This window comes from Nonomuraea sp. NPDC005650, from assembly GCF_040605375.1.
Classification (GTDB): domain Bacteria; phylum Actinomycetota; class Actinomycetes; order Streptosporangiales; family Streptosporangiaceae; genus Nonomuraea.
In genome coordinates this window covers 1-23,912 of record NZ_JBEXCR010000093.1, presented here as the reverse complement: position 1 = coordinate 23,912, position 23,912 = coordinate 1, and the positions used below count along the sequence as shown (strand labels likewise).

Here is a 23,912-nt window from a genome sequence, read left to right as displayed (position 1 = left end):
TCCGACGTCACCATCTGGACCGCTCAGGCATCGCGAGCACACGCAGCCCTCACCCGAGACTCCTCACCCGACTTCTAAAACAGGCCCTAGCCGCAGGAGTTCCCGCAATACGGCCCCACCTATTACGCAACGTTCTGGGAAGGGCCCGACGGCGTCACTCTGGAGGCCGTCTGTCACCGCTGATCGCCAGCACCCACCTCACCCCGCCACGTCACCAGATCCGTCGAACGTTCGTAGTCACCGCACCAGCCAGTCGTGCCGCCTCCGGCAGCCTGCCGGAGGCGGCGAGGCCGCATCACGCGACGGCGGTTCCCTCAAGCTCGACCATCAGGTCGGGGATCGCCAGCCGTGTCACCCCGAGCATCGTGGTGGACGGTGCCACCCCGGCTGCGCCCAACCGCGCCGCCAGCACGCCGTAGTGCTCGAAGAGCCGATCGACGTCGGTGGTGTAGACGTTGAGCCGGACGAGGTTCGCGAGGGACATGCCGGCCTCGCCGAGCACGGCCTCCAGGTTGTCGAGGCTCAGCGCCAACTGCGCCGCCATGTCGTCGGCATGCTGGGGCTTGCCGTCGCCGCTCATCGCGGTCTGCCCGGAGCAGTACAGGGTCCGGGCATGCCCGGAGACGATCTCACCCTGGTTGTACCCCAGCTCCACCGACCACGCCCACGGGTTGACCGCGGTTCGCTCCATTGCCACATCAGCTCCATTCGATTCGTCGACATCACGTACGTCGCTCGGCTCGATAGCCGTCATCTTTTTGGTTGCGTCGATGAGCCTCCCAACAAATCACGACATCCTGTGTCGTGTATTCCGGTAGCGTTTTCGTATGCGCGCCGACCGGTTGGTCTCGCTGGTGCTACTGCTGCGCCAGCACGGTCGGCTGTCCGCGGCCGCGCTGGCCCGCGACCTGGAGGTTTCCACCCGCACCGTGCTGCGCGACATCGAGGCGCTGTCCGCAGCCGGCGTCCCGGTCTACGCCGAACGTGGCCGGCACGGCGGGTTCGCGTTGCTGCCCGGTTTCCGGACCGAGCTCACCGGACTGAACCACGACGAGGCCCTTGCCCTGCTGGTTGCCGGATCGCGGCGCGGCGCGCAGGCGTTCGGCCTCGGCTCGGCGCTCGCCTCGGCGATGCTCAAGGTGGTTGACGCGCTGCCCGAAAGCTATCGGGACACCGCGGCCGGTGCGGCCGAGCGATTGCTCATCGACCCGGAGACCGATCTCCTCTCGCGCCGGCTGATCGATGAGGAGGTGCCTGACGCCGTGGTGGCCGAGGTCCTGCGTGCGGTGTTCGCCGGACACAAGCTGCACATCCACTACGCGGCCGTGGACCAGACCCCGCAGTGGCGTATGGTGGACCCGATCGGCCTGGTCACCGTACGTGACCGGGGCTACTTGCTGGCCACGAGGTCTGGCGCGGACCGCACCTACCGGCTGTCCCGGATCCTGGCCGCCAAAGAGCTCGCCGAACCCGCACAGCGACCGGACCGGGTCGACCTGGACCGGGCCTGGCAGGAACGCAGCACGCGGTTTCGGACCGGCGGCGACCAGGTCACCGTGCTGGTACGGCTGAATCCGGCGCGGCGGGAGGACCTGGTGGGCACCGCACTGGCCGTTCTCGCCGAAGAAGCCGAAGAAGCCGACGCGGACGGCTGGTTGCGGCTGGAAGTCACTTTCCAAGATCGGAGACACGCCGAATGGGCGCTGTGGCAGCTCGCCACGAACGCGGAGGCCCTGGCCCCGCAGTGGTTGCGCGACGCGCTGCGCGACCGCGCCGCCGCGATCGCCACCCGCTACGGAGTGTCATCCTGAGAGCTGTCGCTTTCTGCGGGCAGACCGATGGCGACGGCCCCGGGAAACACAATCCGTAGGCACGATCACACTGGACGACGGCGCCCACGTAGCAGCTCGCCGCCGAGCAGGGCCACGCACGACCCGACGGTCAGCAGCCCACCGGCGAGGAAGGTGCCCCGTACATCGGCGAGCGACAGGACCAGCCCCCCGAGCGCGGCACCCGCCGCGATGCCGGCGTTGTAGGCACCGGAGTTCGCCGCGAAGGCGATGTCCGTGCGGCCCGGCGCGCAGTGCAGCATCGCGTTCTGCGCGGTCATGAACACCGGCCCGAGTGCGCCGCCCATCAGTACGAGGAACACCACCGCAGCCACCGGATGAGCGCCGAACGCGTACAGGCCGAGCATCCCCACCGCCTGCGTGGCCACGGCGGTGGCCAGCGCGGACTGCGGAAAGCGGTCCAGAACCGCCCCAATGATGCTCACCCCGGCCAGACACGCGACACCGAAAACCACGAACAGGGCGCTGACCGTGCTCGGGGAGAACCCGCTCACGTCGCCCAGGAACGTCACGATGTAGGTGTATCCCGTGAACGCCCCGGCGGCGGACAGGGTCCCGGCCGCCAGCACCGTTCCGAACCGCCACACGTCGGGACCGGTCGCGTAGGCGGCGGGCTCTTCTTCCGGACGCGAAGTCGGCAGCAGGGCGGCGATCGTCACCAGAGAGACCAGCCCCAGAGCCGCCAGCAGGGCGATGGGCACCTGCCAGTTGCTCTGCTGGCCCAGCCAGGTCCCAGCGGGAACGCCGAGCACCAGGGCGAGCTGAGCCGGCGACGGACAACCCCCCGATCACCCGCCCCCGAACCTCGGGCGCGAACAGGCCCACCGCGACCGGCCCCATCACAGCCCAGAACAGCGCCTGGGCGAGCGCGGTCAGCAGCCGCGCCACGAGGAGCAGCCAGTACGAGGTGGCCAGCGCCGCGACAAGACTGGACACCACGAGCGCGGCCAGCAGTCCCGTGAGCACATAACGCCGGGGTACGGCCCGCACGACGTGGGCGATCGGCACAGACGCGACGGCCACCGTCACGCCGTAACCGGTGACCAGGAGACCGACCGCTGACAGGGACACCTGTAGGTCTTCGGAGATGAGCTCGAGGAGGCCGACCGGCAGGTTCTCCGCGGTGTTGAAGGTGAGGGCGGCCAGCATCAGGGCGCCGAGCACCGCCGGCCTGTGCCATGGAGCCGGTTGTCGCGTGATCGTACGGTCTCTTCCTGTCCTCGCCCGTTGCACCTGCTCAGTGGCACTGTCCATGCAGGTACCTCACCAGGGGCACCAGTCCCGCCGCAACCTGATTCATCCGCGCCACAGGGCCTGGCGCTCACGACACGCGTCCGGGCTCGGAGGTCGAGGCCGGGGTGTGGGGGAGACTGAGCTCATGTTCCCGCAGACCCCCGCTGCCGCGGCGGCGCTGTCGGTGGCCAGGCGTTTCTACTCACCCGTGCTGCTCAACCACTGCGTCCGGTCCTACCTTTGGGGAGCGATGTACGGCGCAGCGCACCGTACGGTGGCCGGCTGGCCGACGGAGCGAGCTGCCAGGGCCGAGAAGATCATCGTGCTGCACATGCGCGAGGACGTGTCCGCGGCGACCGACCCCGAGGCGCACCTGCTGCAGGTCGCCTCAAGCTGGGAGGTCGTCGGGCGGCATGCCGGGCAATTCCCGGCGGAGGCGCGGGCGGAGATGCTTGCCCGCTATCCCCGGTTGGGGTTCGGCGGGGATTTCCTGGCGTCCTTCGAGGACCAGGCGAGGCGCAAGCCGGGCAGCGCCGCCGCCGTCTCGGTCCGCAACGACCTCGCCACGCGGATCGCCGCCAACCCCCTCGAAGGCCCTTCACCCGCCTGACCGGGACGGTAACAGAGGTCTCCGCCAGGACAAGCCGAACATGGAGCTGCCTCAGCGAGAATGCAGCCTCGGGCGGCGCGGTTGATGACCCGGGCCTCGAAGAATCGGCTGTGTAGTGGTCTTGTAGCGACCCTGTAGGGGTGGTGCGGTACCGTCCGGCTGTCGTGATCAATTTCGATTTAGTCCCAACCGAAACAGGACATCACCGGCCGCGGGATGGCGGCAGATCGATGTCCAGCCGTACGGAAAGGAGTATGCCATGTCGGAACGTGAAGGAAATCTCGTACGGAAAGTGGCCTTGACGGCTGCCGCGTTCGCTGCGGCGTCCGCGGTCGGAGTCGGAGCAGCCGGTGCCGCTTCGGCTGCCGAGTCCTCTCAGGCGAATCTCTCCGAGGTCGCGGCGTCCACCGACCAGAACAGCGCGCTCGGCGCGGTGCTCAACCGGGTGACCGCCGCCGACGACATCTTCCGTCCTGCCGGCACTTTCAACAGGTGACGGAGCGGAATCGTTCCCGTGGCTGATCGGGCCGTTTAGCGGCCCGCTGGGACACGAAGGGCAGAGAGGCGAAGGACATCGTGATCGAGCTACCGATCGTGCAGGTGAAAGAGCGAGCTGCCGAATGGCCGACTCAGGACGTGACCGATCAGGCGCTTGAGGATCCGAACTGGCGCCCTCTGCCCTTCGTGGAATTCGCGCTCAAATTCCACGGCCGGTGCAACCTGGCCTGTGACTACTGCTACATGTACGAGATGGCCGACCAGAGCTGGAAGAACAAACCGGTGGCCATGTCACGCGAGACGATCGACCAGGTCGCCTTCCGGCTCGGGGAGCACCTGCGGGCTCACGCCGACGAAATTCAGGGCGCGTCGGTGAGAATGCACGGCGGCGAAGCGCTGCTCGCCGGCGCGGATCAATTCGCGTACGCGGCGCGGGCGTTCCGGAGCGCCGCGCCGCCCGAGGTCCCGCTGCGGCTCGTCACCACCACGAACGGCGTGCTCCTCTCTGACGAGAAACTGCTGAACGTCCTGCGCGAACACCGCATCGGTGTCACGGTCAGCCTCGACGGAGACAGGGAAAGCCAGAACCGTCACCGCAAATACGCCAACGGCCGCGGCAGCTATGACCTGGTGATGCGCGGCATCGAGGCGCTGAACCGCCCCGCTTACCGTGACCTCTTCGACCTGGTTCTGTGCACCATCGACCTTGAGAACGACCCTCTGACCACCTACGAGGCGCTGCTCGCCACCGGGGCGCCGGCCGTGGACTTCCTGCTGCCGCTCGGCAATTGGTCCTCTCCTCCACCGGGATGGACCTCCGGGGACGGGGGCACCGCGTATGCGGACTGGCTGATACCGATCTTCGAACGCTGGTATTCCACGGTGCCGCTTCCCGCCGGTGTCAGGCTCTTCGAGAACATCATGACGTCGTGCCTCGGCGGTCATGCCTACACCGAGGGGCTGGGGCTCAACCCGTTCCAGCTCATCGTCGTCGAAAGCGACGGAACCATCGAACTCGGCGACGCCTTGAAGTCCGCCTACGAGGGCGCCCCGTACACCGGCTTGAACGTTTTTCGCGACACGTTCGACGACGTGCGACTCCTTCCCGGCGTCGTCGCCCGGCAACGAGGGGTGGCCGGCCTGTCGCCGATCTGCGTTTCCTGCTCGATCCGGGATATCTGCGGGGCCGGCGAATACAGCACTCGATACCGCGCCGGCTCGGGATTTCTCAATCCTTCCGTCTACTGCGCCGATCTGGCCAAACTGATCTGCCACATCCGCGACCGGGTGCTCACCGACGTGGAACGGTTGAGGGCCGAGCGCGCGGAGACAGGCTGAGAGGGTGTTGCTGAACTCTTGATCTCGGACACCACCGTCCCCGGGATGAATGGAAGGCATGAGAGAGGGTCGGGGACGTGGGTGCGGTGGTCGTGGCCCTGAGGGTCCTGGTGCTCATGCTGAGGGTTGAGCCAGTGTGGTGGCATGCCGGTGACGGACGGGCGGTGTTGCCCGGCCTGTGGGACTCGTCTGCCTGGGTGGATGCGGCGGGACGCGGTGTTCTGCTCGGATGCGTGCCGTGCTCGGCAGCGGTGGTTGTTGCTGAGGATCCGGACCAGGGTTGGGGTGATTCAGAACGCCTCACCGGAGCGGACGATCGCTTGTCCGGAGTGCTCGCGGTCGTGGCTGGAGGGTGTGGATCATCCGGTGGGCACGATCTATTGCTCTCCGCGTTGCCGGACTGCCGGCTGGCGGCGTCGCAGAGGCGGTGAGAACAGCGTCACGGTGACGGTGTTCTCTTCGGATCGTTGATTGCGAATTGTCCTCATATGGCCGGGCGGAGATAGGTCTGTAACCAGGGCATTGTCACCGATTGTGTGCGGGTGGAGACTTCGCGCCAGCACTCGTAGAAGGGTGCTCGGACGCGAGGAGGGGCGCGATGACCACCATGATCGGGAAGGTGACGCAGGAGCGGTACGAGCAGTTGGTCGCCGACGGGCTGGAGCAGCTCGCCGTCCAGGGACGAACACAGCTTCTGCTGGGCGATCTCGCCCTGGAGATCGAGCCGATCAGCCAGCGAGGCGGGTCGCACGCCGGCCCGGGCGAGGAGCCGTTCGGCGTCTGGCAGACGCTGGCCCAGTACGCCGAAGACCTGGACATGCCGCTGGCCACCCTGCTCGACAACCGGTGGGTGGCCTCGCGCTGGCCCAAGGAGCGCCGCCAGCATCGCGTGCCCTACGTCGTGCACATGGCGCTGGCCGCGATCGCGGACGAGGACGTGCGCTTCGCCAAGATCCTCGACCCGCCCTGGCACGAGAAGTCCAAGACCCACCGGTGGACGCAGGACGCCGCCAAGCGGGAGGTCGGCCAGCGGGGATGAGCCCTTACCAGGTCCGCAAGGGCATCTTGTGGATCAAGGAAGTGGCCGCGCGCGAGCATCTGACCCCGCTCGTCTATACCGCGAAGGGCGGCTACCGAATTCCCGCCGATTCCGCCGACTGGGTGGCCTACGAGAAAGCGCAGTTCGCTGCCGCGCTGACCCGGATCAGCCGGCTACTCGACGGCACGCTCACTCCGCACGCCATGAAGTACCCCGACGACAGGTGGGCCCGCTTCGTCCTGGCCCAGGCCACCAGCCTGCAGTCCACGCCGGACATGCTGACCAACGGTCATGCGCCGGTTGGAGGCTGAGTGATGCGCCCGCGACGCTACCCCTCCGACACCAGTGCCGCCGAGTGGGCGCTGTTGGAGCGGCTTCTCCCGGTCCCGGCCTGTCACACTCCCACCGGCGGCAGGCCGGAAAAGCATCACCGCCGTGACGTGGTGGATGCGATTCGTTATCTGGTGGCCAACGGGTGCACCTGGCGAGCGATCCCGTCCGACTTCCCACCGTGGGCCACGATTTACGGGCACTTCGCGCGCTGGGCGCGGCAGGGGGTGGTCAGCCAGATCCGAGACCAGCTGCGCCGCGCGATCCGGCTGCGCAAGGGCCGCTGTCCTAGTGCGGTCACCCTCATCGTCGACTCGCAGTCGGTGAAGGGATCGGAAACGGTCAGCAAGGCCACTCGCGGCTTTGACCCGGCAAAACGCATCAATGGGAGGAAGCGACATTTTATGGTCGATCCGGATGGGCTTCAAGTGATGGTGATGGTCACCCCGGCCGAACCCGCAGCTCCCGCGCCAGGACCTCCTGGGGAAGGGTTTCGTGACCGCGCCGGTGCGGGCTGACCTGTCTCACAACCCAGCAAACGAGACAGCCTGATCCGCAGCCATGCGACCACGAAACCCCTTTGGTGAGCGTCCTCATGGGATCTCGAACCGAGCAGTGCCTGAACTGCGAGGCGCCGCTGCCCCCTCCAACGGACCGCTGCGGAGGACGGCCCCGCAAGTACTGCTCCGACGCCTGCCGGTGGGCTTTCGGCCGCACGCGCGCCAGACGCTGGCGCCCCCTTACCCAGCGCCACCAACGCCAGGACGACACCCGCAAGCAGCGCCGTCACATCCGCGACCAGGCCGAACGCCTCGCACAGGCAGCCGGGAAGCTTGCCCTGGACCTGCACGCCGAAGACCTCGCCCCGCCCACTCAGCAGACCGGCTGGAAGCCTGGGCCCATCGCCGGCTACACCGCCGCCGCCCTGCCCCTGCTCGCCCAGGCCCGCGCCGTCCTGGCCGCCGCCGCCGTCGCCGCCGACCGAGCGACCGAACGACCGAGCGACCGGCGCCACCTGGGACGAGATCGCTGCCGTTCTGGATGCCAGCCCCGACACCGCCGCCCGCCGCTACCAAGCCTGACCGCACCCCCGTGAACGCAACCGACGACAGCTGCGGCACCTGGACGTTCATCACCCACCATGCCCGCGTGCTGATCGCGATCGCTCGCGCTCCAGAGGCACGGATCCGCGACATCGCTGTCACGCTGGGCATCACTGGCTATGTACGTGAGTTGCGGAGGCGTTTGTTGCTGGGGCAGGGAAGGCGGCTTCGTGTGGTGAGGGGTGATGTCGCCGAGTTTTGACGGCAGTGGGGTTCTTGCGGTGGGAGAGTCGGTGTGCTTCTCCCGTTTGGGGCCCCATGCGCATATCGGCGACCAAGGTCGAGCTGTATACGGCGATTCGCAACGTTTGCCCTGTCCGCTACCGGCACCTCGGGGCGATGTCCCCCGTCGATATGTCCGCGCGTTCGGGGGCACGGCCAGCGCGGCCAACGCGACTCCGAGCCGTCGTTCCGTCGCGAGGGAGCGGCCAACGTGCCAGGATAAATCACGTCAAGCCGTAACTCGCGTGGGCCGGTATCGCAGGGCGACCGCCCCCGACCGGAACTCACGGCGGTCCACGGGCTCGAGCTGGATGCGCTCGCGCAGACCGGCGAGCAACGTCGGCCCGTGTCCGGCAAGGACCGGCTGCACAAGGAACTCGTACTCGTCGATCAGTCCCAGATCTGCCAACGCCAGGGGGAGCGTCACGCCACCCACCCACAGGCCCTCGCCTGACTCCTGCTTGAGCCGCTGAACCGCTTGCCCGAAGTCGCCTCGCACCAGCTCGGCATTCCAATCGACCGCGCTCAGCGTGCTCGACACGACGTACTTCTTCGCCCGGTCGATGGTCTCGGCGAACGGGATCTGCCACTCATCCATCCAGTCAGGCCACGTGTCCGTGGCCGGCTTCCGCCACGCCGACTCCATCATCTCGTAGGTCACCCGGCCGAATAGCAGGGCATCGGCTCGCTCCATCTCAGCGGTCCAGTAGCGCATCGACTCCTCGTCCGGGGCGAGCCCTGCCTCGTGATGGCAGCAGCCGTCGAGCGTGACGTTGATCGAGTATCGAAGTGGTCTCATCTCGTTGCTCTCCCTTGATGCGCGCAGCGCGTTTTCACCGGACGTCTACTTAGACGACTGTCGGCGCCATTTCTCATCGGCGCCCGATCCCACCTGCTCAACACCGTCGTGATGCGAACCAGACCGCAGACCGAGCGCGCGACCGATTCGGGCGCTCGGGGCGTTCAGGTTCGCAACGGGTCTCGAAGCGCCCTGCGAGACCTACTGCCCCTCCACGACATCCTCGCCAAACAGCCACCGCCCGGCCACCCAGACAGCCCGGAGTGACGTCAAAACTCACCGACATTGATCAAGGAATCGGCCCCCAACCGCCTCCCGAAGTCAGCGACAAACGCCTCCCGAAGAACCCAACACAGCCAGCATCACCGAAGGCAGGGTTCAGGCCATCGTGACCGACCTGCAGCAGGCGGGCTTTCTCACACGTGAGCGCGTTGGTCGGCGCAACCGCTATGAACTTCATCTCGACCAGCACTTTCACGAGGCTGGGCTGCCCGTCGGTCTGCTGATCGCCATCTTCACCAGGCACGACTTGGGACCGCACTCGGACCGGCCGTCCTCAGCCGAATAGCCGCGTCGGAGTCACCAGGTGGCACATCGCTCGCATGATCAACAGCGACGGCGAGGTTCAGCAACCCCCTCTGAGAATGGGAGCCGACGGTCCGCACCGTGGTGACGGCAGAGCACCGGCGGACCCAGGACACGGCCAAGCGCTATCTACTTTCGCCAACCGTTGATGGTCAGGTCGGGGTCGGTGGCCGCGTTCAGCAGCCGCCGGCCCCAACCGTAGGTCATCGGCAGCCAGTTGAAGTCATGATCCGGCCCGACGAGGTCGGCCAGCTCGATCAACTTCATCATCTCCACCACCGCGGCGAGCGGCTTGGCCGCGCGCCATGCGTCCCGCATCCGCTCCGGAGCGACGGTGTCGGCCCAGGCGGCGAAGTAGGCGTCGAGGTAGGTCGCGGCGTCCGGCTCGGACGCGTCGAGCAGCCATGAGGCCAGATCGAACAGCGGGTTCGTGACGGTGGCGAAGCTCCAGTCGTGCAACAGGATCCCGTCGTCGCGCACGACCACATTGCCCGGGTGGAAATCGCGGTGGACGATCGTCGCCGGAATAGCCGCCCCGTCCAGACGCTCGACGCACTCGACCAGATACGGCGTCAGCGCCTCCAGCCGGTCGGCCTCCTCGTCGGTCAGCGCCCGGTCCAGGTTCTTCGGAAGCTTGGGCGCCCGCCAGATGTCGTCGCGGGCCATGGTCGACCGCACACCGTCGGCCAGCGAGGCCGGGGTGAGCGGGACACAGCCCGCGGCGATCAGCTCGTCCCGGCGGTGAATGGTCTCCTTCTGCACCAGGACCAGCTGCGCCAGGCATGCGCGACGTTGCTCCGTGGAGACCGCCCAGCCGTCCACGCCACCGAAGTCCTCGGTGAGCCACCAGCGGTCACCGGGTGACATCGCGGTGATGGTGGCGAACGGCGAGATATGCAATGACGCCAGGTACCGAGTGATGTCCGGTTCGCGAGCCAGCCTCGGCAGGACCGCCTTCAGATACAGGTCACCCCGGTCAGTCGGCGTGCGGAGCACGGCGGACATGCTCCAGTGCTTGATCTGGCGGCTCGGGCCGAGCCGCACTCGACCGGCGGCCTTCAGCTCCTCGTTGATGTAGGCCTCGGCCCGCCCGAACCAGCCGGGCCTGAACCAGTCGGAGGCGGGCGGCCGGGATCGCGCCGCCCGGCAGTCGAGCACCAGGCTCTGCCCGGTCACCTCATCATGACCGTGCCACGCGAACCCGTCGGCGGAGACCGGCCGCGCCCCGCCCGCCGCCAGCAGCACCACCGTCGTGAAGTCCAACGGCTCCAGGACCACGGTGGTCAGCCCGAGTTCGCGACGAACGCGATCGGTCAGCTCGCTGTCCATCGGCGGCCACCTGCCGTCGAACCGCATCCGCGGCAGCGCCGGCTTGCCGCCGGCCAGGTCGCACAGCACGGCGCCGTCGTGGTCGACGATTACCAGCACGGCTTCCACGGATTCGGACGACATGATCAACCTTTCGGGAGTCGACGGAGTTCACGCGGTAGCGCGCCGGCGTCGTTCATGACTTGCGCCATCGACGAATAATCCCATCGGCCGTACCGTCCGGGTGTGACGACACCGACCCGGTGCACTGGGCCACCCCCACCGCCAGGCTGCTGCCCCGCCTCGCGCAGCACCGTGCGAATGACCTCCGCGTCCCGAGGCAGCACCCGCCTATTCTCACAGTCGGTCTCGGGACGGCCGAGCACGCCTTTTGACGTGCTCGGCGTTCGGCGGTCAGCACCCGACCCGTTCGGCCTTGAGCAGGTAGAACGCCGGCTTCCAACGCTGCGAAGAGGCGTGGAGCGGGCCAACGGTGCGCCGGTCAGGCGGATCATCGTGGCCGGAGGCCGTCGAGGGCGATGTCGATGAAGCGCCGCCAGTCGCCGATCGCGTCTCGGCTGATCGCGGCCACCGCTCCGGCGATCATGTAGAGGTCGGCGATCTTCGCGTCCGCCCGGAATGTGCCATCCGCCCGTCCACGCTCAAGCAGCGTCTCACTGAGGGCGAGGAGTTCGGTGCTCACCTCGCCCCGCGGTTCGGTCGAGCCCAGTGCCGCCTCGATCGCGCTGGACAGCCCGCGGCCTTCGTCGTGCACCTCACCGATCCGGGTCAGGAAGCAGGTCAGCGCTCGTCGCGTGTCGGGGTCGGGCAGGCACTGGGCGCGGGCGAACGCCAGGATTTCGGCGAACCGTTGCTCCGTCACCGCCTCGATCAGCGCCTGGCGCGTGGGGAAGTGCCGGTAGAGGGTGCCGACGCCCACCCCGGCCGCCTTGGCCACGTCGGCCATCTGCACCTGGGGCCCATGTTCGGCGAACAGCTCGCAAGCCGTCTGCAACACGCGGCCGCGGTTGCGTTCGGCGTCGGTACGCGGCTTGCGGGGAGATTGCTTTGACATCCCGAACGATCCTCGGTCTATAGTTTAAGCGGAATCGGATTCCGAATCCGTCTCCGGAAAGGATATCGCATGTCCAGGGATCGCTTCATCATGTTGAGCGCCGGGGAGTCGCGCGCAGGACGCGTGCCGCTGCCGGCCTGGACCACGGTCAAGGCGGGCATGACCGACACCGAGGGGCGCTTCACCCTCATGGAGAATCGAGGGCACAACGACATCCCCGCACACGTGCACGACACCTTCGACGAGGTCGTCTACGTGATCGATGGGGAGTTGGGGATCGACTTCGACGGACGGACGCACCGGCTCACCGCGGGCATGTGCGCACTGCTGCCGCGCGGCGTGACCCATGCCATGCGCACCCTGTCCGAAGCGCCGGTGCACGCGTTGCAACTGTCCTCGCCGGGTGGCTGGGAGCGTTACGTCGAGGACGTCGCGGAAGCCGGGCAGACGCTGGTGGCCGAGGATGGAGGCCGGGACTGGGTAAAGATCAACAAGCTCGGCGCCCCGTACGGCATGCGCTACCACCTGCACGGCGAGACCGAGGAGAACGGTGACAAGGAGCGTTTCCACGTGTTGCGGCGCGGCGAGGCGCGCCTGGGCCGCATCCAGGTCCCGCCGGCCTTCAGCGCCAAGGTGCGCACCACCGACACCGAAGGACGGCTCTCACTACTCGAGATGGTGGTGGCCCAGGCCATCCCACGCCACGTCCACCACAAGGCCGACGAGAGCATCTACGTGCTCGACGGAGAACTGGTCGTCGAGTACGACGACGAGAGGCACACGGCTACCAAGGGACAGTTCGTCCTGCTGCCTCACGGCGTGCCACACGCGTTGCGCCCCGGATCCACCCCGCCGCCACGCGTCATCCAGATCTCCTCGCCGGGTGGATGGGAGTGCTTCGTCGAGGACCTGATCGAGGCCAGGCCGCACATCACCACCGGAGGAAATCTTGACCCGGTCAAACTCAACCCCATCGCCGCCAAGTACGACATCACGTACGCGGAACCGGCTTAGGTAAACGCTCATCGGCCTGGATGTGGACCCGCGTCAAGTTCGAGGACGTCGGGGAAGTCGAGTGATGAGATCACGTGGGCACGTGGGGTTTCCAACTTGCAGATGAGCGCTGGTGGCTGTCCTGCTGTTCACAAGTACCGGCCCGGCCTAGGCTGGCGGGGATGACGGGATCGGCGGCGGGCGCGCGGACGCAGGAGCAGATGCGGCAGCGGAACCTGAGCGAGGTGCTGCGGCGCGTACACAAAGACGGGGCCGTGTCACGGGCCGCGCTCAGCCGCCGGATGGGCCTCAACCGCAGCACCATCATGGACCTGACCGCCGAACTCGCCGCCGCCGGGCTCGTCCGCGAGGGCGCCCCCATCGGGCGGGGCCGTGCTGGGCGGCCGTCCATCGTCGTCATGCCCGAGCAGGGGACGCTGTACGGACTCGCGTTCGACGTCGCCGTGGACCGGCTGCTCGCGGCCCGTGTCGGGCTCGGCGGCCGGGTCCTCGACCGCCGCGAGGCCGTGCGCACCCGTGCCGGGGTCGACCTGGAGGACGTCGTCGGCGTCCTCGCCACCTTCGGCCGCGACCTGGTCGTCGGGGCCGGTCCGGGCGCGTTGTGCGTGGGTGTCGGAGCGTCGTACTGCGGGTTGATCAGGCGCGCCGACGGCACGGTCCGGTACGGGCCGCACCTCGGCTGGGTGGACCAGGCGTTCGGCGCGGAACTCGCCGCCGGGCTCGGCCTCGGGCTTCCCGTCGAGGTCGGCAACGAGGCGCACCTGGGCGCGATCGCCGAGCACGTGCGCGGCGCGGGATGCGACGTCGACAACCTCATCTACCTGCACGGGGACGTTGGCGTCGGCGGCGGGATCATCGTCGGCGGCAAACTCCTGGACGGCGACGGAGGCTACGGCTGCGAACTCGGGCACATGCTGGTCAACCCGTTCGACGGGCGGCCCTGCCTGTGCGGGTCGCGCGGCTGCCTGGAGGCCGAGGTGGGGGAGGAGGCGCTGCTCGACTACGCGGGACGGTCCGGCGAACTCGTCGGACGCGACGGCATCCGGGCCGTCGTCGCCCTCGCCGGGACCGGCGACGCCCGCGCGCGGGACGCCCTCGACCGTATCGGAGACTGGCTCGGCGTCGGCGTCGTCAACCTCATCAACCTGTTCAACCCGGCGCTCGTGGTCTTCGGCGGGATGCTCCGCGATGTCTATCCGGGCGCCGCGCCACGCGTCCGCGCCCGGATCGACGCGCATGTCCTGCCGGTGTCGCGCGAACGTGTCCGCCTGGCCGTGACGGCCCTCGATGACGACACCACGCTCGCCGGGGCCGCCGAACTCGCCTTCGCCAACCTCCTGGACAACCCCCTCGACACATTGGCCACCCTGCGCTGATGGGACCAGGACGGCCGCGCCGACTGAGCGTTTTTCCTGGTGGCGTTCAGTGGCCGGCCGGTGGGTCCCAGTGGGCGATGCGGACCTCGCGCAGCCACGCTTCGACCGTCGCGGCGTCGGGCTCGTCGGGCAGCGGCGTACGTACGGTGTCGAACGCCTTCTCGGTGGCCGCCAGGAGGTCTTGGGCCTCCTCGGTGTTGCCGGTGGCGACCCTTTCGCCGAACGCGCGGATCGCCTCGGGGTCGGGGAGCCGGATCGGCAAGCGGCCGGTCTCGTACAGCTCGCGCCCCTGGTGCAGGAGGCGGGCGAGGTGGCGGGCATGTTTGCTGGTCCGCTTGCGGGTGTCGGCCGAGAACGAGCCGTCGCCGCGCTGGTCGAGGCGTTTGAACTGCTGGGTGGCGTACCCGAGGTAGGCGTTACGGACTCGCGGGCCGGACAGGAACGCGGCGCGGATGGCGATGAGCTGGTCGCCGAGCGGGGTGCGGGTCTCGTACAGGTTGTCGGGCAGCCACACCAGCTCCATCACGGTCGGATTGCCACCCAGTGCGAGCGAGCACCACTTGCCGACCTCGTGGAGCGACTGGTCGGGGTTCGTCTGGACGATGCTTTCCTTGGGCCGGGAGAGGCCGACCATGGCCAGCGTGGGGGTGGCGAAGATGCCGAGCCGGTCGACGTCGGAGTCGGGTCCGGCCAGGCCGTACGCGGTGGAGCCGACGATGCCGGCGAGCAGGACGCTATTGGTGGTGTTGGTCACGAGATGTCCTTAGGTCACGGGGCTGAGGGGGCTGCTGACGGGGCACGCCGTGGTCGCGATCGCTGAGGACCGCAAGAGCACACCCACAGAGAATGCGGCCCCGGTTGCATATCCGACCTTCAGAGGCAGCAGGCCTGACGCGACGGGTCAGGGCGTGCTCGTGGGGTCGATCGCTGTAGACGGAATGTAAAGGCACTGTGTACTGTCCGGAAACGATCTTCTCTTCAGTCTGACCAGGGTTGCTGCCAAATGTCGCGAGATTGGCAAACGGGGGAGGGGGCGGGATGCAGTCGCAATGTTTGCAACTGTCGCAGCGGCAGCGGGGTCGTCGCCTCACGCCAGGCGCAGCCCACGCCGACTGGCTGTAGCAGCGGATTCGATCGCGTTCCAAACCTGGGCTCAGGACTGAAACGGTCAAGCCTTCGAAACGGGGATTTAATGCGAAAAAGATTAGTAAGTACGTTTTTGGCTGGTTTGGTGCTGGCGACCGCGGCGACGGGGGTCGCGGTCGCCGAGCCGAGCCCGCGCAGCGCCGAGCCGATCGCCTGGGAGGCGTGCGGCGACTACGGAGGCGAGTGCGCCACCATCAAGGTCCCGATCGACTACGCCAAGCCCGAGGAAGGCTCCCTCGACCTGGCGATCGGCCGGCTCAAGGCGCTCAACCCGGCCAAGCGGGCCGGCGTGCTGATCGTGCACCCGGGCGGGCCGGGTGCCTCGGGCATTAACCCGTTCATCCTGCGCAACGCCATCCCCGCAGAGAGCGCGCTGCGGCAGAACTTCGACCTGGTCAGCCTGGACCCGCGCGGCGTCGGCCGCAGCAACCCGGTCCAGTGCGACCTGGACGTGGTGGAGCAGGCGCCCGCCACCTACCCGGCGAACGAGGGCGAGTACCAGGCCTGGCTCGCCTACAACGCCAAGCTCTCGCAGAACTGCCGCGAGCGGACCGGCCCGGTGTTCGACCACGTCGACACCACCAGCGCCACCCGGGACGTGGACTCCATCCGCGCCGCGCTCGGCGAGCGGCAGATCAGCTTCTTCGCGATCTCGTACGGCACCCAGGTCGGCCAGCAGTACGCCGAGTTGTTCCCCGGCAATCTGCGGGCCATGGCGATCGACTCCAACATGGACCACAGCATCACCTCCGCCTTCCGCTACCTGCAGACGACCACCGACGACTTCGAGGGCTCGGCCAAGGCGTTCGCCACCTGGTGCGGCCAGACGCAGGCCTGTCCGCTCAACGGCCAGGACGCCATGGCCGTCTGGGACGGGCTGCACCGCCGGGCGACCGCGGGCACGTTGAAGGACCCGCAGACCGGGGAGCCGATCACGGCCGAGCAACTGCGCGTGTTCCTGTTCGACGGCATGTACGACCCGGCGGGCAGCTGGTTCGACGTGGCGACGACTGTGAAGGCCCTCGCGGACGGCAACGCCGCCAAACTGCGCACCACGGCCACGCCGAAGGCGGAGACCGTCAACTACGCCTACCCGGCCATCTGGTGCTCCGACTGGAAGTGGCAGGTCAGCGGCTTCCAGGAGCTCGACCAGTACCGCAAGCGGCTGGAGGCGCTCTACCCGCACACCAAGCTCTCGCCGTTCTGGTCGGACGTCATGAGCTGCCTGAACTGGCAGGGCACGGTCTCCAACCCGCAGCACCGGCTGGACGTCTCCGGGACCGGGCCGACCCTGCTGCCCAAGAGCCGCCACGACGTCGGCACCCCCAAGGCGTGGAACTACGCGGTCGCCGCGCAGCTCCCCAAGACCAGGGTCCTGGAGTACGACGGCGTGGGCCACGGCCAGTACCGCAACAGCGTCTGCGCCCGCACCCACATCGAGACGTACCTGACGAGCCTGAAGCTGCCGCCGAGCGGCGCGCGCTGCGCTCCCGAGTACCCGTCGCAGCCGCCCGCCTCGGTGCGCGCCGCGGAGGAGCGGCCGCTGTCGGCGACGGGCCGGCCGCTGCACTGATGTCCTGACGTCGCTCGATGGGCGGGGCGCCGCGCGGGCGCCCGCCCATCGGCGCCGCTGGGCCGCGCGCCACTATGCGCCAAGGCGAGGCCGTACGGGTCCTTGCGGGCGATAAGGTCCGGCACGCTCGCGCGCCGACGACCCCTCGGCGGTCATCTCATCGGGGAACCCACACCGGGGTGCCGTCGGGTAGCGCTTTCGGCACGCCGGCGCGCGTACTTCAGGGGGCCTCGGGCAGAGGCCGGCAGGCTCACCATTCGACCAGCACCTTGTCCACGCCGCCGGTGAGCTGGTTGGTGAGCAGAGTGATGTCGTCGAGGTCGGTGGCCAGGCGCAGGGTCGGGAAGCGGCGGAACAGGGCGGGGAACACCGTCCGCAGCTCGGTGCGCGCGAGGTTGGCGCCGATGCAGACGTGCATGCCGTGGCCGAAAGTGAGGTGGAGATTGGGTTTGCGGCCGGGCCGGAACTCCTCGGGGTCGGCGAACGCCGATCCGTCGCGGTTGGCCGCGTCGTTGGAGATCAGGACCAGGTCGCCGCGCGCGATGGTGACACCGCCGATCGCCACGTCCTCGTGGGCGTAGCGCAGCAGGCCCAGGCCGGCGGGGGCGGACATCCGCAGTATTTCCTCCACCGTGGACTGGGCCCGGCCGTCGGGATCGGCGACGAACGCGTCCCGGCGGGACAGATCGGACAGCAGCCAGAGCACACCGAAGTCGATGCGGGCGGCGGTGGTCTCGTGGCCGGCGAAGATCAGCGCGGCGGCCAGGCGGGCCACGTCGTCGTCGCTGAACGTGGGGTCCTCGGCCTGTGCGGCGACCAGGTCGGAGATGACGTCCGGGCCGGGGTTCGCGCGTTTGGCGGCGGCCAGGCGATGGGTGTACTCGACGAATTCGGCCATCGCGGCCTGAGTGACCTCGGCGTCGTCCAGGATGCCGATCCGCTCCGACAGCCGGCCGAAGTGCGAGCGGTCCTGCGGCGGTACGCCGAGAAGTTCGCTGATCACCAGTGCCGGCAACGGAAACGCGAGCTTCTCGTGCAGGTCGGCCGGGGCACCGGCGGCTGCCAGGTCGTCCAGGCAGCGGTCGGTCAGTTCCTCGATCCACTCGGTCAGGCGCCGCATCCGGGGGGCGGAGAACGCGGGCGTCAGCAGCCTGCGCAGGCGGGTGTGCTCGTGCTGCTCGGTTTCGTAGTTGACCCCGGGACCACCGGAGAGCGCCGACTGCGACACCCGCGAGGCGTTCTCCGGTTCGGGGTGGGATCGGCCGAACCGCCGGTCGCCGAAGATCTGCTTCGCCTCGTCGTAGCCCAATACCAGCCACGCCGGGTCACCGGCCGGGGTGGTCACCCGCACCAGCGGCGCCTCACGACGCAGTACCCGGTACAGGGGGGCCACCTCGAGCGGGTTGGGCCGGTCGAGGGGCAATTGTGGGGCAGACATGCGCTTTCCTCCCTTGATGGGGACATGCGAGATGTGGTGCCGCGACCTATTTCCGTCTGTCGCCCAGCGGGATGCCGGCGCGTAGTTGCGCGATGCTCTCCCGTACGACGTGCGCCAGGCTTGTGGACCCGTGGCCCGTGGCCCAGGCCTCGATGGAGGTGTGGACCGCCACGCCGGCAGCCTCGGCCAGCAGCCGGGACGGCAGGTCGTCGGCGCCGGTGCGCTCGTAGATCGCCTCCGCGAGCAGCCTTTTGACGCGTTCGATGGCGGTGAGGTGCTGGGCCAGGATGGTCGGGTTCTCCTTGGTGACCCGGAGCAGTACGGCGACGTCCTCGTGTCGGCCGACCATCGCGGACACCTGGCCGGGCAGTACCTCGGCGAGGCTGTCCCACACCGGTTCACCGGCCGGGCGGGCGCGCAGCGCGTCGGCGATCGACTCGACCCGAGGGATGATCGCCTCGACGAGCGCCTCCTCGCGGCAGGAGAAGTAGTTGCGGAAGGTGTTGGCGGACACGCCGACCCGCGCGGCCGCGCTCTCCGGGGTCACGGCGGCCAAACCCTGCTCCACCAGCAACTCCCAGGCGGCCCGGCTGAGTGCCGTACGGGTCGCCTGCTTCTTCCGCTCCCGGAGGCCCGGTCGTGGCGTCATGGCTTCATGGTTACCAAATCTTGGAAATTTTACAAGTTTTCCCGATGTGCAAGATTTTGCTAGCCTCGGATGCCATGGAACTGACTGGCGTGGGCGTGTGGAGCATGCACCTGGGTTTCGGGGACCCGGGCGAGATCACGGAAGCCGCCGCGGAGCTGGAAGAGTTGGGGTTCAGCGCGGTGTGGATCCCCGAAGGCGGCGGCGCGGCGTTCGACCGGATCGGCCGCCTGCTGTCGGCCACCCGCCGGATGGTCATCGCGACGGGCATCCTGAACGTGTGGATGCACACCCCGGCGGAGACGGCCGCGGCGTACGCGCGGTTGTCCGCCGGGGGCCGGTTCCTGCTGGGCCTCGGGGTCAGCCACGCGATGGTGGTCGACGGGGCCGAACCGGGCCGATACCGCAGGCCACTCGCGGCGATGACCACCTTCCTCGACGGCCTGGACACCGCGGAGACCCCGGTGCCGGTCGAGGGCCGGGTGCTGGCCGCGCTCGGCCCGAAGATGCTGGAGGTGGCGGCGCAACGGGCCCGCGGCGTGCATCCCTACCTCGTCACGCCGGAGCACACGTACCGCGCCCGCGAGGCCGTGGGCGCCGACGCGCTCGTACTCCCCGAGCAGACGGCGATCCTCTGCGCGAACCGGGACGAGGCGCGGGCCGTCGCCACCGACTGGCTCCAGCTGTACCTGTCGCTGCCCAACTACGCGAACAGCCTGCGGCGGCTGGGTTTCACCGACGATGACCTGGCGACCACGAGTGACCGGCTGTTCGACGCGGTGATCGCGTGGGGCGACGAGCAGGCGGTCATGCGGCGGGTGGCCGAGCACCGCGCCGCCGGCGCCGACCACGTCGCGGTGCAGATCCTCACCCCCGACCCGTTGAGCCCCAACAGCGCCTTTCCCCGCGCGCAGTGGCGACGCCTCGGCGCCGCCCTGGGATCAGAGTGACCAGTCGCCCGCCCGTTGCTCCTTCAGCAGGGTGACCGGCGGCGGCAGGGGGCTGGTGGTGGCGGGTGCTAGACCTTCGAGCATGAGTGCCAGGTAGCGGCGCCAGCCGTCGGTGGCGGGGTCCATGGTCCACAGGGTGCTGGTCAGCATGGCCATGATGCGGGGCAGGTCGTCGGGGACGAGGTCGGCGCGGATCCGGCCGGTGTCCTGTGCGCGTTGGGCGAGCGTGGTGAGGCATTCGTAGAACGGGGTGTAGACCTCTGCGGTGAGGGTGCCGGCGTTGCGGGCGGCGGCGAGGGTGTTGAGTTCGCGTGCGGCCAGGCTCATGGCGGCTTCGATGAGGTTGAGGAGTCCGTGCAGGGGGTTGTGGTCGGCGAGCGCTCGTTCGACGGCGGGTGCGAGGTCTTCGTTGATGCTCTGGTCGAGGGCGGCGCGGACGAGGTCGGCTTTGCTGGGGAAGTGGTTGTAGAGGGTTCTGATGCGTACGTCGGCGCGGCGGGCGATTTCTTCGAGTGGCGCGTCCGGGCCGAGGTCTGCGAAGGCTGCGCGTGCAGTGCGCAGGATGCGCTGGGCGTTGCGCGCGGCGTCGGCGCGCAGGGGGCGCTCGGTGTCGGTGGCCATCTGGACAGGTTAGCAACCTGCAGTCAGGTGCATCTTGGTGAAGCCGGCCGCAACGCGCACCGGTCCCTCCAGGCCGTATGAAGGTGGCGGATCAAGGAATGGCGGACAGACCAAGCTCCCGTCAGCCCGCCAAGGTGGTACCTGAGTCGGCCCGGCCGTTATCGCAGGCCGGCGCGCGTTCGGAACCTACTCCGTCGCGGCTTGGGTGCGGCGGGCGTAGGCGCGGGCGGCGCGGGCGCGGTCGCCGCAGCGGGTGGAGCACCAGTGGCGGCGACCGTGGCGGAGCAGGTAGCGGTTGCAGGGCGGGGAGCCGCAGGAGGTGAGGCGTTCGGCGTCGGGGCTGGTGAGCAGGTCGGCCGCGTCGGCGGCCAGGGTCGCCATGGCGTGGTCGACGATCTCGGTGGTGGGGTGGGGGGTGGCGCGATAGGGGCCGGTCTTTTCGTCCCATTGCAGCAGCGGGGCGGTGGGGACGCGGGTCATCGCGTCGTTGATGGCGGCGACGGACGCGGGAAGGGCGGGGAGCCCCGCGGCGCGGGAGGCCAGCAGTGACCTGATCTGCTCGCGCAGCGAGCGCAGTTGCGTCGCGCACATTTCCAGCATGCCGACGTCGACCGGAGCGAGACCGCGTTCCGTCAGCCAGTGGTTCGCCTGCGCAGGAGTTCCCAGCAGGTCGATCGTGTGCCCGCCGGGCATCGCGAGCGAGCTGTTGGCGAGGGCGAGGGAGAGGTGCTCTTCCTCGCCCTGTGCGGGCGGCAGAGCGAGTCCTGCCATCTCGGTCTCCTTCATGCTCCTCATGGTATGGCTTGCGCGAATCCGTGAGAAACGCCTACATTGTTCTCACGGTTCATCAACGTCTATCCGTGAGGTTTGCTTCCATGACTTCTCTCTCCGCAACGACCGGCCAGTTCCCGGTCCGCGTCTTCGGCGGCCCGACCGCCCTCTTCGAATACGGCGGCCTGCGCTTCCTGACCGACCCGACCTTCGACGCCCCCGGCGACTATGCCCGCCCCGACGGCCGGTTCCTGACCAAGACCGTCCCCTCCGCCGGGGCCCCCGCTGACCTTGGCTCCATCGATGTGGTTCTGCTCTCGCACGACGAGCACCCCGACAACCTCGACCACTCCGGTCGGGCCCTGCTCGCCGACGTCCCGCTCACCCTCACCACCCCCGGCGGCGGACAGCGCCTCGGGGGGAAGGCCGCGGGCCTGGCCGACTGGGAGTCGATCGAGCTGAGCCGCCCCGACGGCGGCATGGTGACCGTGACAGGGGTTCCCGCCATCCACGGCCCCGGCCCCCGTGAGACAGTCGAGCCGATCACCGGCCAGGTCGTCGGCTTCATCCTGACCGCAGAGGGCCTGCCCACCGTCTACGTCAGCGGCGACAACGCCTCGCTCGACGTGGTTCAGGAGATCGCCGAGCGCTTCGCCCCTGTGGATACCGCCATCCTCTTCGCCGGAGCCCCCCGCTTCCCCGCCCTCTTCGACGGCAAGACGATCGTCCTCGACAGCGCCCAGACCGCAGAAGCCGCCGAAATCCTCGGCGCACGCCGCGTCGTGCCCGTCCACTACGACAGCTGGGCCCACTTCACCGAAGGCCGCGACGAGTTGGCAGCCGCCTTCACCACTGCCGGCATCGCCGACCGCCTGGACTGGGGCCACCAGGGCTGAGCCGTTCGGCGGCGATATCCCCGGCCCAACGGCAGCATCGACACCCCGGTCGTGTTGGTCGGTCACTCGATGGGCGGCAACATCGCCCCGACGGGTGGCGGGATTGGTCTGTGTCGGCGCCTTCGTATCGGGCCCGCAGCTACGACAGGTCGGTCTGACGGCCCAGAACCTGGGCGGCGCTGTGACCACCCCGTCGGCACGGGTGGCCTTCTACTCCGGCATCGGGCCGGCCGATTGAGGCGGCGAAGTGGCCCCTCCACGCCATGCGGGGCAACGCCGATCAAGCAGCATGCCGAACAGCACCTCTCACGGTGACCGCGTGGCTTGTTGTTACGAGGGGTTGATCCAATCTGGGAGCGGTTCGGCTGCTTGGCGCCAAGAGTCGGGCAGGTGGTCGGGGTCGAGCGCGGCGGCGGTGATGCCGCCGACGATGGCGCAGGTGGTGTCAATGTCGCCGCCGGCCGCCGCGGTGGTCCAAATGGCCTGCTGGTAGTCGGAGAGGTGACGGGCGGCGGCCCAGAGGGTGAAGGGGACGGTGTCATGGGCGGCGACCGTGCGGCCGTTCCCCAGGAAGTACGCTGCGGTCTCGGGATCGGTCACGGTCAGTAGGTGGCGTGCTTCCCGGATGCCGTCGTGGACCTGGCCTGGCGGGACGTATTCCAGGACCTGATCGATGAACGGACCCGGCGGCTGAGGCCCGCTGGCGGCGTGCGCCGCGGCGACAGCGACCGCGATGGCGCCGGCGACCGCTTCGGGGTGGGTGTGGGTGGCGGTGGCCGACAGCGCCGCTTGGCGGGCGGCTTCGGCGGGGTCGTCGGCGTAGAAGGCGCCGAGTGGGGCGACGCGCATGGCGGCTCCGTTGCCCCAGGAGCCGGCGCCGTCGAACAGGTCCGCGGCCAGGGTCCGCCAGTCGCCGCCTTCGCGGATCAGACGCAGCAGCCGGTTGGTCGCCGGGCCGTAGCCGCGGTCGAAGTCGTGCCGTCTGGCGAAGGAGGCGGCGAGAGCGTCCTGGTCGATGGTGTGGTGGACGGCCAGTGTCAGGTAGATGGAGCAGGCCATCTCGGTGTCGTCGGTCCACTGCCAGGGCGCCGGCGGGAGTGACTGCGAGGACAGATGGTGACGGTTGCCGGGGATGAAGAACTGGGATCCGAGCGCGTCACCGAGGGAGAGTCCGAGAAGGGAAAGCCGGGAGCGCTGAAGACGATCATGGAGCATTTGCCGCTCATCCTCGCAGACGGCTGCCTGGATGTCGACTGGTGGCTGCTTCAGTGATTCAGGATGTCAGCCGCACGCCAAGAGGTCGAAGGCTTGGAGGCCTACGCAGCCAGAATCCGCTGGGAACATCGGCGTCCAGGCGAACAGCGGGCCCGCGCCGAGTGCGCCGTCCGCCAAGACTTCTAGCCCCAACGCCGTTCAGTTAAGGGAGAGGGCTGTTCGTCAAGAACAGTGAACAAAGCAGCGGAGCCGCTGTAGAAGAGGTCTGTCACTCCA

At 68.8% G+C, this 23,912-nt stretch carries 25 protein-coding genes and 2 pseudogenes; 15 read left to right on the top strand and 12 right to left on the bottom strand.

Annotated features, from left to right (window positions below; translation table 11 throughout):
• Window positions 1-295: 295 nt before the first annotated feature.
• Window positions 296-691, bottom strand: coding sequence for a RidA family protein (locus ABZS69_RS65690; protein WP_355394917.1), 396 nt, complete (start codon window positions 689-691; stop codon window positions 296-298).
• 136 nt (window positions 692-827) lie between these two features.
• Between ABZS69_RS65690 and ABZS69_RS65685 the strand changes: the two genes are divergently transcribed.
• Complete coding sequence (locus tag ABZS69_RS65685) at window positions 828-1,811, top strand: WYL domain-containing protein (RefSeq protein ID WP_355394914.1); 984 nt, start codon at window positions 828-830, stop codon at window positions 1,809-1,811.
• Between the two features lie 65 nt (window positions 1,812-1,876).
• On the opposite strand, the gene ABZS69_RS65680 is transcribed toward ABZS69_RS65685, so the two are convergent.
• Both ABZS69_RS65680 and ABZS69_RS65675 read right to left on the bottom strand, forming a co-directional pair.
• Complete coding sequence (locus ABZS69_RS65680) at window positions 1,877-2,602, bottom strand: MFS transporter (RefSeq protein ID WP_355394911.1); 726 nt, start codon at window positions 2,600-2,602, stop codon at window positions 1,877-1,879.
• Between the two features lie 70 nt (window positions 2,603-2,672).
• Window positions 2,673-2,999 (bottom strand): annotated as a pseudogene (locus tag ABZS69_RS65675) (MFS transporter); the annotation flags it as partial.
• Between the two features lie 229 nt (window positions 3,000-3,228).
• On the opposite strand from ABZS69_RS65675, the gene ABZS69_RS65670 reads away from it, so the two are divergent.
• The 8 genes and pseudogenes from ABZS69_RS65670 (at window position 3,229) to ABZS69_RS65635 (ending at window position 8,203) form a co-directional block, all read left to right on the top strand.
• Complete coding sequence (locus ABZS69_RS65670) at window positions 3,229-3,693, top strand: cyanamide hydratase (RefSeq protein ID WP_355394908.1); 465 nt, start codon at window positions 3,229-3,231, stop codon at window positions 3,691-3,693.
• 259 nt (window positions 3,694-3,952) lie between these two features.
• Window positions 3,953-4,189, top strand: a complete 237-nt coding sequence (locus ABZS69_RS65665; RefSeq protein WP_355394905.1) for a hypothetical protein — start codon at window positions 3,953-3,955, stop codon at window positions 4,187-4,189.
• A gap of 80 nt (window positions 4,190-4,269) precedes the next feature.
• Window positions 4,270-5,529 (top strand): FxsB family cyclophane-forming radical SAM/SPASM peptide maturase, encoded by a 1,260-nt coding sequence (locus ABZS69_RS65660; RefSeq protein WP_355394902.1) that lies wholly within the window; start codon window positions 4,270-4,272, stop codon window positions 5,527-5,529.
• Between the two features lie 598 nt (window positions 5,530-6,127).
• Window positions 6,128-6,568: a DUF6192 family protein gene (locus tag ABZS69_RS65655; protein WP_355394899.1), complete on the top strand. Its 441-nt coding sequence runs from the start codon at window positions 6,128-6,130 to the stop codon at window positions 6,566-6,568.
• Window positions 6,565-6,879, top strand: coding sequence for a hypothetical protein (locus ABZS69_RS65650; protein WP_355394896.1), 315 nt, complete (start codon window positions 6,565-6,567; stop codon window positions 6,877-6,879). The genes ABZS69_RS65655 and ABZS69_RS65650 overlap by 4 nt, the downstream gene beginning before the upstream one ends.
• A gap of 3 nt (window positions 6,880-6,882) precedes the next feature.
• A pseudogene (locus ABZS69_RS65645) lies at window positions 6,883-7,353 on the top strand (IS5 family transposase); the annotation flags it as partial.
• 140 nt (window positions 7,354-7,493) lie between these two features.
• Window positions 7,494-7,994: a hypothetical protein gene (locus tag ABZS69_RS65640; protein ID WP_355394893.1), complete on the top strand. Its 501-nt coding sequence runs from the start codon at window positions 7,494-7,496 to the stop codon at window positions 7,992-7,994.
• Window positions 7,991-8,203, top strand: coding sequence for a hypothetical protein (locus tag ABZS69_RS65635; RefSeq protein WP_355394890.1), 213 nt, complete (start codon window positions 7,991-7,993; stop codon window positions 8,201-8,203). Before ABZS69_RS65640 ends, ABZS69_RS65635 begins: the two co-directional genes overlap by 4 nt.
• A 249-nt stretch (window positions 8,204-8,452) precedes the next feature.
• On the opposite strand, the gene ABZS69_RS65630 is transcribed toward ABZS69_RS65635, so the two are convergent.
• A complete protein-coding gene (locus ABZS69_RS65630) occupies window positions 8,453-9,022 on the bottom strand; it encodes a dihydrofolate reductase family protein (RefSeq protein WP_355394887.1) in 570 nt (189 codons plus the stop codon).
• 388 nt (window positions 9,023-9,410) lie between these two features.
• Between ABZS69_RS65630 and ABZS69_RS65625 the strand changes: the two genes are divergently transcribed.
• Window positions 9,411-9,590 carry a hypothetical protein gene (locus ABZS69_RS65625; protein ID WP_355394884.1) on the top strand — a complete coding sequence of 60 codons (180 nt, stop codon included), beginning with the start codon at window positions 9,411-9,413 and terminating at the stop codon, window positions 9,588-9,590.
• A gap of 146 nt (window positions 9,591-9,736) precedes the next feature.
• Here ABZS69_RS65625 and ABZS69_RS65620 read toward each other — a convergent pair whose 3' ends face one another.
• Together ABZS69_RS65620 and ABZS69_RS65615 are read right to left on the bottom strand one after the other, a co-directional pair.
• The gene (locus ABZS69_RS65620) at window positions 9,737-11,059 is read right to left on the bottom strand and encodes an aminoglycoside phosphotransferase family protein (RefSeq protein WP_355394881.1); all 1,323 of its coding nucleotides are present in this window, start codon (window positions 11,057-11,059) and stop codon (window positions 9,737-9,739) included.
• 367 nt (window positions 11,060-11,426) lie between these two features.
• Entirely contained in the window at window positions 11,427-11,990 is a 564-nt protein-coding gene (locus tag ABZS69_RS65615; RefSeq protein ID WP_355394878.1) for a helix-turn-helix domain-containing protein, read from the bottom strand.
• 69 nt (window positions 11,991-12,059) lie between these two features.
• Here ABZS69_RS65615 and ABZS69_RS65610 point away from each other — a divergent pair, with 69 nt between their 5' ends.
• Window positions 12,060-13,004, top strand: coding sequence for a cupin domain-containing protein (locus ABZS69_RS65610; RefSeq protein WP_355394875.1), 945 nt, complete (start codon window positions 12,060-12,062; stop codon window positions 13,002-13,004).
• 161 nt (window positions 13,005-13,165) lie between these two features.
• Window positions 13,166-14,380, top strand: a complete 1,215-nt coding sequence (locus ABZS69_RS65605) for an ROK family transcriptional regulator (protein ID WP_355394872.1) — start codon at window positions 13,166-13,168, stop codon at window positions 14,378-14,380.
• Between the two features lie 46 nt (window positions 14,381-14,426).
• On the opposite strand, the gene ABZS69_RS65600 is transcribed toward ABZS69_RS65605, so the two are convergent.
• On the bottom strand, window positions 14,427-15,134 hold the full coding sequence (locus ABZS69_RS65600; RefSeq protein ID WP_355394869.1) for a nucleotidyltransferase domain-containing protein: 708 nt from the start codon (window positions 15,132-15,134) through the stop codon (window positions 14,427-14,429).
• Between the two features lie 477 nt (window positions 15,135-15,611).
• On the opposite strand from ABZS69_RS65600, the gene ABZS69_RS65595 reads away from it, so the two are divergent.
• Window positions 15,612-17,099, top strand: coding sequence for an alpha/beta fold hydrolase (locus ABZS69_RS65595; protein ID WP_355394866.1), 1,488 nt, complete (start codon window positions 15,612-15,614; stop codon window positions 17,097-17,099).
• A 250-nt stretch (window positions 17,100-17,349) separates the two neighbouring features.
• Here ABZS69_RS65595 and ABZS69_RS65590 read toward each other — a convergent pair whose 3' ends face one another.
• Together ABZS69_RS65590 and ABZS69_RS65585 are read right to left on the bottom strand one after the other, a co-directional pair.
• Complete coding sequence (locus tag ABZS69_RS65590; protein WP_355394863.1) at window positions 17,350-18,537, bottom strand: cytochrome P450; 1,188 nt, start codon at window positions 18,535-18,537, stop codon at window positions 17,350-17,352.
• A 46-nt stretch (window positions 18,538-18,583) separates the two neighbouring features.
• Window positions 18,584-19,186, bottom strand: coding sequence for a TetR/AcrR family transcriptional regulator (locus tag ABZS69_RS65585; protein ID WP_355394860.1), 603 nt, complete (start codon window positions 19,184-19,186; stop codon window positions 18,584-18,586).
• 74 nt (window positions 19,187-19,260) lie between these two features.
• Here ABZS69_RS65585 and ABZS69_RS65580 point away from each other — a divergent pair, with 74 nt between their 5' ends.
• Complete coding sequence (locus tag ABZS69_RS65580) at window positions 19,261-20,133, top strand: LLM class F420-dependent oxidoreductase (RefSeq protein ID WP_355394857.1); 873 nt, start codon at window positions 19,261-19,263, stop codon at window positions 20,131-20,133.
• Here the strand turns inward: ABZS69_RS65580 and ABZS69_RS65575 are convergent.
• A complete protein-coding gene (locus ABZS69_RS65575) occupies window positions 20,125-20,754 on the bottom strand; it encodes a helix-turn-helix domain-containing protein (RefSeq protein ID WP_355394854.1) in 630 nt (209 codons plus the stop codon). The two genes, ABZS69_RS65580 and ABZS69_RS65575, sit on opposite strands and share 9 nt — an antisense overlap.
• 186 nt (window positions 20,755-20,940) lie before the next feature.
• Window positions 20,941-21,540 carry a CGNR zinc finger domain-containing protein gene (locus tag ABZS69_RS65570; RefSeq protein WP_355394851.1) on the bottom strand — a complete coding sequence of 200 codons (600 nt, stop codon included), beginning with the start codon at window positions 21,538-21,540 and terminating at the stop codon, window positions 20,941-20,943.
• 89 nt (window positions 21,541-21,629) lie between these two features.
• On the opposite strand from ABZS69_RS65570, the gene ABZS69_RS65565 reads away from it, so the two are divergent.
• Window positions 21,630-22,421: an MBL fold metallo-hydrolase gene (locus ABZS69_RS65565; RefSeq protein WP_355394848.1), complete on the top strand. Its 792-nt coding sequence runs from the start codon at window positions 21,630-21,632 to the stop codon at window positions 22,419-22,421.
• 330 nt (window positions 22,422-22,751) lie between these two features.
• Here ABZS69_RS65565 and ABZS69_RS65560 read toward each other — a convergent pair whose 3' ends face one another.
• On the bottom strand, window positions 22,752-23,636 hold the full coding sequence (locus ABZS69_RS65560; protein WP_355394845.1) for an ADP-ribosylglycohydrolase family protein: 885 nt from the start codon (window positions 23,634-23,636) through the stop codon (window positions 22,752-22,754).
• Window positions 23,637-23,912 lie beyond the last annotated feature (276 nt).